At 44.4% G+C, this 13,662-nt stretch carries 16 protein-coding genes; 6 read left to right on the top strand and 10 right to left on the bottom strand.

The genetic code is table 11. From position 1 onward, the window contains the following. Positions 1 to 61 precede the first annotated feature (61 nt). Together FHS45_RS03850 and FHS45_RS20150 are read right to left on the bottom strand one after the other, a co-directional pair. The gene (locus FHS45_RS03850; RefSeq protein ID WP_062445531.1) at positions 62 to 241 is read right to left on the bottom strand and encodes an aspartyl-phosphate phosphatase Spo0E family protein; all 180 of its coding nucleotides are present in this window, start codon (positions 239 to 241) and stop codon (positions 62 to 64) included. Between the two features lie 75 nt (positions 242 to 316). Beyond that, positions 317 to 499: an aspartyl-phosphate phosphatase Spo0E family protein gene (locus FHS45_RS20150; protein WP_062445529.1), complete on the bottom strand. Its 183-nt coding sequence runs from the start codon at positions 497 to 499 to the stop codon at positions 317 to 319. A gap of 361 nt (positions 500 to 860) precedes the next feature. On the opposite strand from FHS45_RS20150, the gene lepB reads away from it, so the two are divergent. Beyond that, entirely contained in the window at positions 861 to 1,382 is a 522-nt protein-coding gene (gene lepB / locus FHS45_RS03840) for a signal peptidase I (RefSeq protein ID WP_062445527.1), read from the top strand. Positions 1,383 to 1,433: 51 nt separating this feature from the next. Here the strand turns inward: lepB and FHS45_RS03835 are convergent, their stop codons facing one another. The 3 genes from FHS45_RS03835 to FHS45_RS03825 form a co-directional block, all read right to left on the bottom strand. Then, the gene (locus FHS45_RS03835; protein ID WP_082412039.1) at positions 1,434 to 1,571 is read right to left on the bottom strand and encodes a YvrJ family protein; all 138 of its coding nucleotides are present in this window, start codon (positions 1,569 to 1,571) and stop codon (positions 1,434 to 1,436) included. Between the two features lie 61 nt (positions 1,572 to 1,632). After that, positions 1,633 to 1,845, bottom strand: coding sequence for a DUF2922 domain-containing protein (locus FHS45_RS03830; RefSeq protein WP_062445525.1), 213 nt, complete (start codon positions 1,843 to 1,845; stop codon positions 1,633 to 1,635). Between the two features lie 32 nt (positions 1,846 to 1,877). After that, positions 1,878 to 2,102, bottom strand: a complete 225-nt coding sequence (locus tag FHS45_RS03825) for a DUF1659 domain-containing protein (RefSeq protein WP_062445523.1) — start codon at positions 2,100 to 2,102, stop codon at positions 1,878 to 1,880. A 1,124-nt stretch (positions 2,103 to 3,226) separates the two neighbouring features. On the opposite strand from FHS45_RS03825, the gene FHS45_RS03820 reads away from it, so the two are divergent. After that, entirely contained in the window at positions 3,227 to 3,733 is a 507-nt protein-coding gene (locus tag FHS45_RS03820; RefSeq protein WP_062445521.1) for a DoxX family protein, read from the top strand. 82 nt (positions 3,734 to 3,815) lie between these two features. Here FHS45_RS03820 and FHS45_RS03815 read toward each other — a convergent pair whose 3' ends face one another. The 3 genes from FHS45_RS03815 to FHS45_RS03805 all read right to left on the bottom strand — a co-directional run bounded on the left by FHS45_RS03815 (position 3,816) and on the right by FHS45_RS03805 (position 7,838). Then, complete coding sequence (locus tag FHS45_RS03815; RefSeq protein WP_062445519.1) at positions 3,816 to 4,334, bottom strand: hypothetical protein; 519 nt, start codon at positions 4,332 to 4,334, stop codon at positions 3,816 to 3,818. Between the two features lie 202 nt (positions 4,335 to 4,536). After that, entirely contained in the window at positions 4,537 to 6,831 is a 2,295-nt protein-coding gene (locus FHS45_RS03810; protein WP_062445518.1) for a thiamine pyrophosphate-dependent enzyme, read from the bottom strand. Next, positions 6,828 to 7,838, bottom strand: coding sequence for a 2-oxoacid:acceptor oxidoreductase family protein (locus tag FHS45_RS03805; protein WP_062445516.1), 1,011 nt, complete (start codon positions 7,836 to 7,838; stop codon positions 6,828 to 6,830). The genes FHS45_RS03810 and FHS45_RS03805 overlap by 4 nt, the downstream gene beginning before the upstream one ends. A 297-nt stretch (positions 7,839 to 8,135) precedes the next feature. On the opposite strand from FHS45_RS03805, the gene FHS45_RS03800 reads away from it, so the two are divergent. Together FHS45_RS03800 and FHS45_RS03795 are read left to right on the top strand one after the other, a co-directional pair. Further along, a complete protein-coding gene (locus FHS45_RS03800) occupies positions 8,136 to 8,474 on the top strand; it encodes a DUF3905 domain-containing protein (RefSeq protein WP_062445514.1) in 339 nt (112 codons plus the stop codon). Between the two features lie 95 nt (positions 8,475 to 8,569). Further along, the gene (locus FHS45_RS03795; protein ID WP_082412038.1) at positions 8,570 to 8,680 is read left to right on the top strand and encodes a YjcZ family sporulation protein; all 111 of its coding nucleotides are present in this window, start codon (positions 8,570 to 8,572) and stop codon (positions 8,678 to 8,680) included. Positions 8,681 to 8,747: 67 nt separating this feature from the next. Here the strand turns inward: FHS45_RS03795 and FHS45_RS03790 are convergent, their stop codons facing one another. Beyond that, on the bottom strand, positions 8,748 to 10,115 hold the full coding sequence (locus FHS45_RS03790; protein WP_062445512.1) for a TrkH family potassium uptake protein: 1,368 nt from the start codon (positions 10,113 to 10,115) through the stop codon (positions 8,748 to 8,750). A 241-nt stretch (positions 10,116 to 10,356) separates the two neighbouring features. On the opposite strand from FHS45_RS03790, the gene glcD reads away from it, so the two are divergent. Continuing rightward, on the top strand, positions 10,357 to 11,769 hold the full coding sequence (gene glcD, locus FHS45_RS03785; protein ID WP_062447891.1) for a glycolate oxidase subunit GlcD: 1,413 nt from the start codon (positions 10,357 to 10,359) through the stop codon (positions 11,767 to 11,769). Beyond that, positions 11,766 to 13,109, top strand: a complete 1,344-nt coding sequence (locus tag FHS45_RS03780; RefSeq protein ID WP_062445510.1) for a (Fe-S)-binding protein — start codon at positions 11,766 to 11,768, stop codon at positions 13,107 to 13,109. Before glcD ends, FHS45_RS03780 begins: the two co-directional genes overlap by 4 nt. A 122-nt stretch (positions 13,110 to 13,231) precedes the next feature. Here the strand turns inward: FHS45_RS03780 and FHS45_RS03775 are convergent, their stop codons facing one another. Further along, positions 13,232 to 13,660, bottom strand: coding sequence for a YwpF-like family protein (locus FHS45_RS03775; protein ID WP_062445508.1), 429 nt, complete (start codon positions 13,658 to 13,660; stop codon positions 13,232 to 13,234). Positions 13,661 to 13,662 lie beyond the last annotated feature (2 nt).

Raw genomic sequence — 13,662 nt, 5'->3', positions numbered from 1 at the left:
TAGAAAAACCAGCCATATAGCCCATTATAAAAAGGCTCTCCCACCAAACAGGACAGCCTTTTTATGTTTTTTTATATTTGTTTGTATAATTGTCATAGATGTTCAATAGTTCGTCCAGCTCCTGGCTGATACGGACCGATTCAGGGCTTGAAAAGCCTTTCGCTAAGGCAACCCTGGCCATTTTGTTACGTAAGCGTTCAATTTTCTCCAGTAGTTGTTCAGCATGATTGAAATTGGACACAAGGTTACCTCCAATCCCTGCTTTTAAAGATAGTTTACCATAGCAGAAATGGATTGACACGGATCCGTTTTCAAGCTAGCTGATTTTTCTTTTACGTCTCATATACTCGATGATAAGCGTATCTAAAACCTGACTTTGCTTAATGGTATATAGACTATCCCTTCCATACTGGTCAGCTAAGGACAACATCTTTTTTTGAGAATGGTTGATCTTTCCTTCCAATTCCACTAATGTGACTTCCTTTTCTGTTTGTTCCACGAAAAAAAACCTCCAACTATTTTTTTCAACGAGATAAATTATGACCGATAATCAGAGGCTTGTAAATAAATTCGCAAAACTAGACAAACATCGGCAAAATTAGTTGGTCTATTATGGTAAATACACTCGTATTTATACATTTTAACTCGGATAATTTTCCTAAGACAGAAAATTCAATTTTTCCAGACAGAGATAAAGGAAAATTGCAAGCTCTGCTCATGATGACTGACAAATGTGTTAAAATAAGGATGGATGAAGCCGTGCTGGACACGTGCTTCGCAGGACAATCACGTCCCCCCTCTTCTCAATGCCCAAGAAGAGCTATACCAAACCGGCTATCATTAGGAAGGGAAGATCAAGATTGTCAGAAGAAGCTAAAAATGAGTGGTGGGAATGGATGAAAGCGATCATCATCGCTATTCTCCTTGCATTCTTATTACGTACTTTTTTCTTTGCCACCTCGATTGTCGAAGGTGTGAGCATGAATCCAACACTCGAGAGCGGCGAGCGTGTCATGTTCAATAAAATCATCTATTACCTGGAAGAACCTTCGTATGGTGAAATTGTCATTATTCATAGACCTGTTAAAAGTTATGTTAAACGAATCATCGCCCTCCCAAATGATATTGTCGAGGTGCGGGATCACAAGCTTTATATCAATGGCCAAGAGCAAGATGAAAGCTATCTGGATGAATCTTCCATTCAAGGAACGACCAATTATGGTCCGGTCAAAGTACCGGAGGATCACTATTTTGTAATGGGTGACAACCGGTCAATAAGTAAAGATAGCCGTAACGGACTAGGCTTCATAGAGGAAAGTGAAATTATCGGACGCTCCGAACTTGTCATCTATCCTTTCAACGAATGGGGCATGACCCGATAATGACGGACATTTTTAAAACCATCCTGCCTAAAATACAGGATGGTTTTAAAATTATGAATTCATTTTTTCCGGCAGTTGGTGTAAGGTCTCTATCATGATATCAAGTTTGCCTTCCACTCGGTGAAGCAGATAAAAAGTCACCGCGATCGGGAAACCGACATCTGTGAGCAATGCTACCCAATGGTCCATCTCCTATTGCCCTCCTTTCCTAACTAGAAAGAGGCTGCCCTGCCGGACAACCCCTTTGGATTTACAATTGTATTTCTTCGACGTTACGTTCGACGATCCGAGCTTCTTTTTTAGTAACTAGATCACCGCCGTTTGAATAAAAACAATTAGCAGCAATGATGGCATCCATCGCAGCATTGATCAATGCCGGGTCAGCCGGTTCGACAGGCTCATCCAGTGTGATGGTCACCGTCTTGTCCTCTTCGTTTTGGAATTTCAATTCGAGTTTCTTCATGATTCTCCTCCTCTCTTATTATTTGAATCTGCTTAGATGTTCATGATTTTGTTATCGTCTTTGCGTTCGATCGCATAGAGTTCGCGCTGCTGTAACGGCTCTAACGATTTAGCTACCGTATACAACTGTTCTGCTGTTGCTTCTGTTTTAACGTTATTAAAGTTTTTGCTTTTGAAAATAAAATTTCCTCGGTCGTCCTGTCCGTTCTCCAGTACCATACGCAACAGGGAGCCTACTTTTTCGCTTGTCACTGCCATGTCCCTCACCTCCTTTCAATTCTATAATCGAAAGGAGAAGGAAAGTGGTGCTGGTCTATTTAAAAAACTTTACTCACAAGAACCATTTTCAATAAAATGGCCGAATTGTGGAAGACTCAATTTCAAAATGATTATTGGAGTTTAGGGGCTTCGGGAAACGATTCGCTTTCCGTGGGCGTGTGCTGAGTCTCCTCAGGCTTCGCCTTGCGGGGCCTCAGCGCTCCCGCTTATCCCACAGGAGTCTCACCGTTTCCCTACGCCCCTTTGCCATAAAAGTATATTTAAAATCGATTTACAACAATTTGCGCAGGGTTGTAAAAATAACGCTCCTTTTTTTATGAATGGTCTAATTGTATATACTAGGATGGTTTCGTTACTCTTTTTATGGTAATGGGGACTTGGAAATGACGAGACTCCTGCGGGAAAGGATAGACAGGCAAGACCCCGCAGAGCTTTAGCTCGAGGAGGCTTGCCGTCTTCCCCGCGGAAAGCGAGTTATTTCCAAGTCCCCATTTTCTCCCGTAAAAGTAACGAAACTGATCTTCAGTTAAAGGGAGCTTTAGCTTTTATCTTTTACAAATAAAAAAGTAGTTCAGCTGTGGGGTACAATGCTTGTTTGTACTCCTAAACTGAACTACTTTCGCTGCGATTTCCTTGTCAGGAATCAACCGTTATCAAAGATACAATATCCGATGTTCAAAAGGATGATAAGTGCTGAAATAATAAAAAATGTTACCTCCCACATTTGCTTCACCTCCGAAACTGTAGAAAGGATCGTCCAAATCCATTCTCTTTAACAGTGTGCTCATAAAATAAGTAATCAATCATTGCTCTTCATCAGAAGATATGTCTATTAAGATTTTACCTGCCTTTTCCTTCTAAATCAAGCAAATTCATATGTCCCCCCCATTTCTCATGTGTGCAACCGTTGCCAGCAATTCACAGTTTTGCCACAACTTTATTACCAAAATGTGAAATCCATCACAAAGTTATCTCAAGATTGATAAAAGGTGATATGATGTAACTGTAAAAGATAACACCAACACAAACAGCCGGCTAAGGTGTTCTTCTTTTAGCTAATCATGTGAAATGTTGAACAAAACACTATTTAAGGAGTGGGAATCATGATTAATAACTTTTTAAGAGAAAACAATGTTGCGGCAGCTATTCTTACGGTGCTTCGGGTTTATCTTGGATATGCATGGCTGACTGCAGGCTGGGGAAAATTGACTGGCGGAGGTTTCGATTCTGCCGGATTCATCCAGGGCGCTATCGGTAATGCAAGCGGAGAACACCCTGCTGTTCAGGCCTGGTGGGCAAGTTTCTTAGAAGGCGTAGCACTTCCTAACGCAGAGATTTTTACGTTCCTTGTCATGTGGGGTGAAGTATTAGTAGGTATCGCACTTATTCTAGGAATTTTCACTAACTTCGCAGCAATCATGGGATTAGTTATGAACTTTGCCTTCTTGTTCAGTGGAACAGTAAGTACGAACGCTCAAATGGTTTTATTGACAGTCTTCATCGCCGTAGCTGGATACAACGCAGGAAAAATTGGTTTGGATCGCTGGGTAATTCCTTTTATCCGCCAATATACTACTAAAAAAGAAGCCACAACAGCACCGGCAGCTTAAATAATGAAACAGCTTTTCATTACCACAACCAGTTCACTTCCACCATAGCAGGCGATTCTCAATAAGGAGAATCGCCTGTTTGCTATTTATCCTTTATCGTAACAAGCATAATCCGATGGTGTCCGAAGATAAGAAAAGAAGTATGATCAGCTTCCGTAACGTAATGAAAGTAATCCAGTAATCGCCCTCGTTGGTCAAAAAAGTCGATCACTATGTCCACGGGGACGTATAAGGTGGTAGCTTCCGTCGATTCGCCTTGGTTTATAGGAGGAAATGCATCGCCATAGCGCGCTTTTGCATTTAACTTAGAATAACGAGGATTCGCATGGATGAGGCGGAGTGTAGCTTCTCCTTTTGGAGGCCGTATTATTGGATAGGTTTCCACGCGAGCTCCTCCAGAACATTCAATAAAGCAATATATATGGGAGGTAGAAACGTTATGTTTCTCTCTGCCAAAGTGGAATGTTGACCTCACTAGGGTCCATTGTCCTGCCCGCAGCTCATGATTCTTGCCATCCACTTCTACTGAAACAGATCTTTTGCCAGCATTTATCAAGACAGAGCCCTCCGTCAATTTGATCGTTGCAGCTGCCTTTTTCATTGCTCCCCTCCTTCCCTGTTCGTTAATATATATTTTTTCTTTCCTTTCCTCATGTTAGAAAAACCTGGGATGCCTTCTAAGTATTTATGGCGAAGGACTTTGTATTTTTTCATAAAAACAGAACGCCTGGAAATTGGAGTCCAAGCGTTTTGTTTGTACGGTATAGGTTTTTTACGGAACAAGACCTGCGGAGCAAAGTTATTTAAAGGTATTCGCATTCATGTTTTGCTTTGAGACGATTCCATCGTTTATCTACTTCTGTTTCAAATGCGTGATAGAGCTGTTCATTTTCCGGTTTCAGCATATGCTTCGCTTTACCGAGATACTTCAGCCATTCACTGACAGGTTCGCGCTTGTTTGTGGCTTCCGGATTATAAGTGATTGTCGTTTTCCCTTTTTCTACTTCATACAAAGGGAAGAAACAGGAATCAACGGCCGCTTTGATGATCGTCTGACCATAGCGCTCTTCACTTTTCCAGTTCAACGGACAGGTAATCAGAAGCTTGCCATAGACCAATCCTTCATGTTTGGCATACCACTGGGCTTTGGCTGCTTTTTTGATGAGATCCTGCGGGTATGCTTCTGTTCCTGTGAACACATAGGGAATGTTCGTTGCTGCCATGATTTGCGGCGTGTCTTTATGATGGAATGCTTTCCCCTTTTGGTTCTTGCCGACATTCGAAGTGGACGTCATATGACCGATTGGGGTCGAATAAGACTGTTGGGACCCTGTATTCATATAACCTTCGTTATCATATTCCACGATGATCATTCCATGGTTGCGCAGGGCGGTCCCAATAGCCGATCCCATTCCGATATCCATCCCGCCGTCACCGGTTACCATGACGAATGTGAAATCATCACCGATTTCAACTTCGCCCCGGCGTTTCATTTCATAAAAGGCTTCCACCGTTCCGGATAGCGTGGCTGCACCATTCTGGAATAAGTTATGGATGAACGTCTGCTTATGGGATGTATGTGGATAGGCCGCACTGACGACGTAACCGCATCCTGTCTGGAATAAAACCACCACGTCCCCTTCAATTCCTTTGAAAAATAATTCAAGACCAGGGAATATCCCACAGCCTGGGCACGCGCCGTGCCCTGAGGCAATCCGCTTCGGTTTACTCATCAGTTGTCGGAGCGGCGGAACTTTCACTTTCAATTTTTCGGTTTCCGCGTCTTGCATAACTGTGATCAGTCCGGAATCATAAGAACCTGTCTGCGGCTTGATAACCGGGAGCAGCCGTTTTTTCTGATCACCAGCATGAATGCCATGATAATCAAACGGCTTCACAGCAACAGAGGTTGCTGCTGCTTCTAATACGTCATCGAAAAATACTTCTGCGTCTTGTTCATAAAAATCTTTTCCTCCGACACCAAAGATACGGCTTAACACAACCGGTTGAGCTCCTGATAGCTCCTGGAGGGCTGATTTAATTTCGAGTGTCATATTGGCACCATTAGCACCATAACTGTCTGCCCGCTCTCCAACGAGGACCGCTTTCACGTTTTTTAATGCTACTTTCATCGCTTCTTTTGGAAATGGGCGAATCATGTTAGGAGTGATGACTCCGACTTTTTTTCCTTGTTTGCGATAACGGTCCACCACATCTTTTGCGGTCTCAGCCGCTGAGTTGATTAAAAATACTGCGGCCTCTGCGTCTTCCATGGCATAGGTTTCAATTGTCGGATAGGACCTTCCTGACAATTTTTCATACTCTTCCCGGATCTCTTCAAACACCTTCTCTGCATTGTACATCGCCTGGGACTGCTGGTAATTATTATGGATCAAATCGTCGCCATTCATATGAGCCCCGATGGTGACCGGGTTATTTTTATCAATGGCATTCGGGTAATCTGCCGGACGTTCGCCAATAAATTCGGTTACTATTTTTCTATCCTTGAACGATAGGACTTTTCTTTTTTGATGGGAGGTAAAAAAACCGTCATAAGCGACAATAACCGGAAGACGGACAGCTCTGTGCTCTGCCACTTTCAATGCCATGATGTTCAAGTCGTAAACTGCCTGTGGTGTGTTAGCAGTTAATATGACCCAACCCGTATTGAGAGCATAGTATAAATCCGAATGGTCACCACGAATATCAAGCGGGCCGCTCACGGCTCTGGTGACGAGATTCAATACCATCGGAAACCTGGTGCCAGACTGTACCGGCAGCTGCTCCAGCATGAACAGGAAGCCATTCGCACTTGTCGCATTGAAAACCCGAGCGCCGCTGACAGAGGCACCGTAACAGATGCCTGCCGACCCATGTTCCCCATCTGCTGGAATCAGCTGGATATCATGCTCGCCTCTTGTCTTCATCTGATCCAGGTATTGAGCGATTTCAGTTGATGGAGTGATTGGGAAATAACCCATGATGTGATAATTGATCTGAGCGGCAGCTTTTGCCGCCATTTCATTGCCGGATTCAAAACTTACCTGCTGGTTGACAGGCGCCTGCAATTTCTCCTGTTTTGTTATGACGTGATTCATTTCATCACTCCTTCTGCATAAGGGAAATGTTGTTTAACGCGATGCTCATCGCTAAAACCAAGCGTTTCACGGATTTCGGTTAAAGCGGAAGTCGGACAAACTTCTATACATTTCAGGCAGCCCTTGCAATAGTTATAGTCAATACCTTGAAGAAACATCTGTTTCCGTCCCCGCTTGTCTTCCCCTTCCTCCCATACAAAACAAAAATCCGGGCATACCGTATCGCAATGGGTACAATTGATGCATTTCTCTAGTTCGAAAGCTGGAATAAATCCCTGTCTCGAACCACTCAAGTCTTTTTCAATGCTGTTAGCCTGAGCACTGATGATTCCGCCGATTTCCTGGGTTTCATATCCCAGGCGCGGCAGATTCCGCTCAAACGGTTTTTGTACGGCCGCAAGCACTTCAAAGCTTTGAAACTTTACTTCTTCATAACCTCGATTGAATGTACGAAGATTAGCTTCGACCAGGTGGGGATATTTGTTTTCGAACGTCTGGCGGATGATATCCCGCATATTATCGACATCTAAAAAATCAAGTACGCGATAAAGTGCACCCAGCATAGCGGTATTGAGACGAGAGTTCTCTTCTACAGCAATGGTCATGGCATCGACAACCGCCAATGTTCTGTGATCAAGATCGAGCTCTTTTTTCACTTCTTCAATGGAGCGTTCGCTGTTGACCAGCACAATGCCATCCGGCTGCAAACCGCTTGTCACATCGACGGTTTTGTACAAAGCTTCATGAAAAATTCCGATAACATGAGGCTCTTCAATCGGAGAATGGGCACGGATTTCCACCTCTGGCTCACAAAAACGTATGAATGCTTTAACCGGTGTCCCCTTTTTTTCAGAGCCATAGGATGAGAAGTTAGAGCCGTTCAAACCATGCCCTAACACACCCGCTTCTGCCAGCATTTTGCCGGCAAGGTTGGCGCCAAGACCACCGATTGATTCCAGACGGATTTCAAAAAAACCGAGTGAATTGGTTTTCGGTAAAATAGACATAAGATCCCCCTTAACTTTTTAAATTTCGTTTGAAATGTCGCGTAGGCTGATTCTACATCCATTATAAAAACGGTTGCAGCTTTTGTATGTGACAAAGGTCATAACTGTATTATGTTTTCTTAGGAAACCATGAAACACATTTATAAAACATCACTAAACTTCAATATGTAACACCGGAACAGAAATTCTTTTGATGTACAACAGAAATAAGAAGGGTACGAGCAGGAGGAAATTACATGAGCATTTTTTCATAATCTGCCGGCTGATGGGGAGGATAGAAATAAGGAGGGATGTCTGATGCGTGAAGAAAATATCGAACAGCAGATGGAAGCATTCACTTCGTTTCCACATCAAGTGAATGCACCGAATGTTGATAAGAAAAAAAGGAAAGCTCCATTTGTGAACCCATATGGGGTGACGATCGGAGACAGTTACTATGACTCCATGAATTCGCCGCTCAATCACTGGAGCGAAGAAATCGATCCAGCTGTCATGTCCGGTGATGAGTGGGTGCATGAGACCAATGATATCGGATGGAATACATCTCATAACCGCAAACTCATGGAGGAAAATTATTATGCCAAGCGAAAAAACTTCTCCCACCCTACGCATGATGCCTCTTATCAGACCGACTGAATCGAGATAAGTGACCGATATCTGGGTAAATGACCATACGCGAAACTCCCGGTTGCATATAGTATCAGTGTACCAACCGAGGAGGTGAGCTTTTCATGTACCAATGTTACCCATACGGACGCCGAGGTGGTTATGGCAACAACTTCGCGTTGATTGTAGTGTTGTTTATTTTGCTCATCATTGTAGGAGCAGCATTCTACTGCTAATAGCAGTTGAGAAAACACAAAAAGCGCACTCCTGGTGTCAGGAGGCGCTTTTTGTGTGTTTTTTCCTTTAACCGATAATGATGCGTTCTTTAGGATAATGATAGTTCCCTGTTTTCTTCTTCTCCTGTTTTAAAGTAAACAAGAAAGTCAGGATACCAATCCTTCCGATGAACATCAGCATCATCAATACAAATTTTGCAAAAGTGGATAACCCTGAGGTAATACCCGTAGACAAGCCAACGGTTCCAAAAGCGGAAGTTACTTCAAACAGGATATCTCCAAGGCTGAACGGTTCCGTAATAGTCAATGCCACCACTGCCGCAAAACAAATGATTACCGCCATGATGGTAACAACAACTGCCTTGATCAAATCTTCGTCATGAATTTCTCTGCGAAACACTCGAACGCGTGTCTGCCCTCTGGCATAAGTAAGCATAAAAATGACCAGGAGCGCGAATGTCGTCGTCCGAATTCCGCCTCCGACACTACTCGGAGAAGCGCCGATGAACATAAGGGAAGACAGGAACAATTTTGTTTGTTCTGTCAGTAAGCTGACATCCATCGTCGCCAAACCGCCACTACGGGTGGTCACGGACTGGAATAAGGCATAGAACAAAATTTCATGCCAGTTTTTATCGCTGAAGAAATGATTCATTTCAAACAGGATGATAAACGCCATTCCAATGATCACTAACATTAAGAAAGTAAAAGAGGTCAGTTTCGCAAACAAAGAAAACTTTTTGGCGTCCAGGCCCTTGGAATTATTGAATAAGTATTCCTTAACTTCAATAAGTACCGGGAAACCAATAGCACCTGCAACAATAAGCAGCATATTAATGAATTGGACAAAATAATCATCCGCAAACGGGATTAGTGACGCCCCGGTTATATCGAACCCCCCGTTGGTCATGGCACTGATCGCACCGAAAAAACCTTGAAGGTAAGCCTCTTGCGGAGGATAATATTGTAAAAAATAAGTGCCAAGTGTAAGAAAGCCGATAAACTCAATCAGCAAAACAACCAGGAAAATCTGTCTGATTAACCGGACCACCCCCTGGAAAGATGTCTGGTTCTGATCGGTCATGATCAGCCGCCGCTCCTTGAGACCAATCTTTTTTCCCAGCAGCATCCAGATGGCTGTCCCGATACTCATCACACCGATTCCGCCAAGCTGCAGCACAAATGCGAGCATAATAATTCCAGTGGTACTGAACGTGTCGGCCACAGTTATTACGCTTAAACCAGTCACACTGACAGCACTGACAGCGGTAAATAATATATCAATGAACGTTAATTCCACTCCCGGCTGATGCGCAACCGGGAGGGCCAATAATATCGATGAAAATGTTACTGCGAATAAATAGAATAAGGCGATCAGTTTAAACGGAGATAGATTGTTGATCGACCGCAAATTCCTTCCGTACTTCATTGCCATAAACTTTCTCCTTTTCAGACATTCTGCCACATTCCCTGCGAGAATCTTCTACCCATTATAGCAGTGTGCTCAGAAAAATTCCTAGAAAATCATAAAAATTTATCGATTGAACTACAATTTCCTGCTTAATTCCATGTAGAATGGAGTTAGTACTATCTAATTTTCCAGGTACATAGTTAAATGACAGTGGCAAGGGGATGGAAAACCTCCCCTACAGAAAAGAATGAAAGGGTTTTCTATTATGTTAAACGATAAAGTGAAACATGAGCTGATTTCGATTGTCGGAGCAGATAATGTTCAGGATAGCAGAGCCAGTCTGCTTGTATATTCCTATGATGCAACTCCTCAGTTCCAATCCATGCCGGACGCTGTGGTAGCACCACGGAATACCGATGAAGTAGCGGAAGTACTGAAATTGTGCAATGAACATCATATACCGGTCGTTCCACGTGGTTCCGGAACGAATCTTTCGGCAGGTACGACTCCTGTGGAAGGAGGAATCGTCCTCTTATTCAAACACATGCAGGATATCGTCGAGATTGATGAAGAGAACTTGACGGTGACGGTTCAGCCGGGCTTGATCACGCTGGATTTGATCAACGCGGTTGAAGCAAGGGGTTTATTTTACCCGCCAGACCCATCTTCGATGAAAATATCGACGATGGGCGGCAACTTGAATGAAAATTCCGGAGGGCTACGTGGGTTAAAATACGGGGTCACACGGGATTATGTTATGGGACTCGAAGTAGTGCTGCCGAACGGAGATATCATCCATACTGGCGGCAAGCTTGCCAAGGATGTCGCTGGATATGATTTGACACGTTTGTTTGTCGGGTCGGAGGGTACACTTGGTGTGATTACCGAAGCGACAATGAAATTGGTCCCGATGCCGGAAACGAAAAAGACGATCCTGGCATTATATGAAGATATTGAAGCTGCCGCCGAGGCGGTGTCCAGCATCATCGCCCATCGAATTATACCGACGACATTGGAATTCCTCGACCGGCCTACGTTGAAGGTGGTGGAAGAATATGCGCAAATCGGCCTTCCGACAGATATTGAAGCAGTACTGCTGATTGAACAGGACGGTCCTCAAGAAGTGGTCGACCATGATATTGAGAAGATTGCCGCCCTGTGCCGGGACAACCAGGCTATCCGCGTCGATGTGGCAAAGTCTGAATTGGAAGCCGATGCGCTTCGTACCGCAAGAAGAACGGCACTTTCAGCCTTGGCAAGGTTGAAGCCGACAACAATATTAGAAGATGCTACCGTTCCGCGCTCAAAAATAGCGGAAATGGTGCGTGCGATCAATGACATCGCTCGAGAATACAAGGTGGACATTTGTACCTTCGGTCATGCCGGGGATGGGAACCTCCACCCTACCTGTCTGACAGATGTGCGTAATAAAGAAGAAATCCACCGGGTTGAGCAAGCTTTTGAAGCCATTTTTCATCAGGCGGTCGAACTTGGGGGAACCATTACCGGGGAGCATGGCGTCGGAGCCATGAAATCTCCTTACCTCCATCTGAAACTGGGAGATGAGGGAATAGCTGCGATGAAAGGGATTAAGCAGGCGTTCGATCCTAACAATATCATGAATCCAGGAAAAATGTTTGCCAAATCGGAACGAAAACGGGTGGTGGTTCACACATGATTACCAAACAAGAAAGACAGCGGATCCAGACAGAGTTTCAGGAGAAGATGGATTACGATGAACTGCTTAACTGTATGCGCTGCGGATTCTGCCTTCCCAGCTGTCCAACCTATATCGAAAGTGGTTATGACGAAGCCCACTCTCCACGCGGGAGAATAGCATTGATGAAGGCGGTCGTCGACGGGGATATTGAGCCGGACGATGATGTGAAACGCTCCCTCGACATGTGTCTTGGCTGCCGGGCGTGTGAGCCGGTGTGCCCGTCGGGGGTCAATTATGGCCATCTGCTTGAACAGGCACGGGACATCATCTACCAGAATCACGATTTGTCAGCGACCACAAAGGCCATCCGTAATATCGCCTTCAAAGGGTTGTTTCCGAACCAGGGCCGGATGCGGACGATGACGGGGCTGTTAGGCTTTTACCAGCGAAGCGGGCTGCAAAAAGCAGCCCGACTCACCGGGATCATGAAAATTCTTCCCGATAACCTGGCGACGATGGAAAAAGTTCTGCCCGAAGTACCTTCGCTGAAACAATTGAAAAACCGTCCCGACCACCTGCCTTCTCTCGTACCACAAAAGAAAAAGGCTGCCTTTTTTTCCGGCTGCCTTATGGACTCGATGTTCATGTCGACGAATGATGCCACGATGAAATTGCTGCAGTATGCCGGCTGCGAGATTGTCATACCTGACAGTCAGGCTTGCTGTGGGGCTCTTCATGGACATAGCGGAGAAAAACAGCAGGCAAAAGAGCTCGCCAAGCGGAATATCATTGCTTTTGAAGACACTGGCGCCGACTATATCATTACCAATGCCGGCGGCTGCGGGGCGTTTTTGCACGACTATGATCATCTGCTCAAAGATGATCCGGCTTGGGCCGAGCGGGGAAAAGACTTCGCTGCCAAAATTAAAGATATCTCAAGTGTTCTGGTCGAGCTTGGGTTCGATGAACTTCCCTTACAATTACCCGATCAGGTTGTCACTTATCAGGATTCCTGCCATTTAAAAAATGTCCAGAAAACATTTCTCGAACCCCGTCAGCTGCTCCATGCGATTGATGGTGTCCAGTATGTGGAAATGAATGACGCCGACCGTTGCTGTGGCTCTGCCGGAATTTATAATATTGTAGAATCGGAAATGTCGATGCAGATTCTTGATTATAAAATGAAACAGGTAGAAACAACGCAAGCGAAAACAATTGCCACCGCAAATCCCGGATGCCTATTGCAAATGAAGCTCGGCATCGAACGGGAAGGATTATCTGACACAATCCGGGCGGTGCATATTGTCGATTTACTGCTGGAAGCGTACGAATACACACGTCAGCCGGTTGGTTCCTAAACATAAAAAGTCCTGCCGGTCGCAGGACTTTTTGTTTTGGCGCGAAAACAAAATGGTGGCGTGTTTAGTCATTGGAAAGCAAAAAATATCGGCCGATCCTTAAAAAGGATACGGCCAAAAACTCATTTTTTATTGTTGTTACTTCCACGTTTTTTAAATTCTTCCAGCAGATCTTCTCCCTGGAAGCCTTCTTCAATCAAAAGCTTCAATGTTTTTTCAATTTGATCCTGTCTGCGATCGACAATGGACCCCATGAACAGGACGTTCATATTATCACTGATAATATTCGTATCGATTGCCTTTACTAAAAAGGTTGCCGGCTGGTTGCTTTCTTTCGTGATTTTGACCTGAACCAGAAGCTCTTCTTCATTTTCTACGTATTCTTCGAAAAACGATTGATAGCTTTGATCAACATAGGCTTCAATCACCCATCGACCTTTATCGTCTTCCCGGTTGATGATCAGCCCGTCGATGAGTTTGATGCGGCGTTGGGTAATGTCTTCCGCTTTTTCTTCTACTAGATCGAGGGAAACAAGCTTGAACGTTTTCATCC

It is taken from the genome of Thalassobacillus devorans, assembly GCF_011761345.1.
Taxonomy (GTDB): Bacteria; Bacillota; Bacilli; order Bacillales; family Halobacillaceae; genus Thalassobacillus; species Thalassobacillus devorans.
This window is presented reverse-complemented; position numbering and strand designations above follow the sequence as displayed.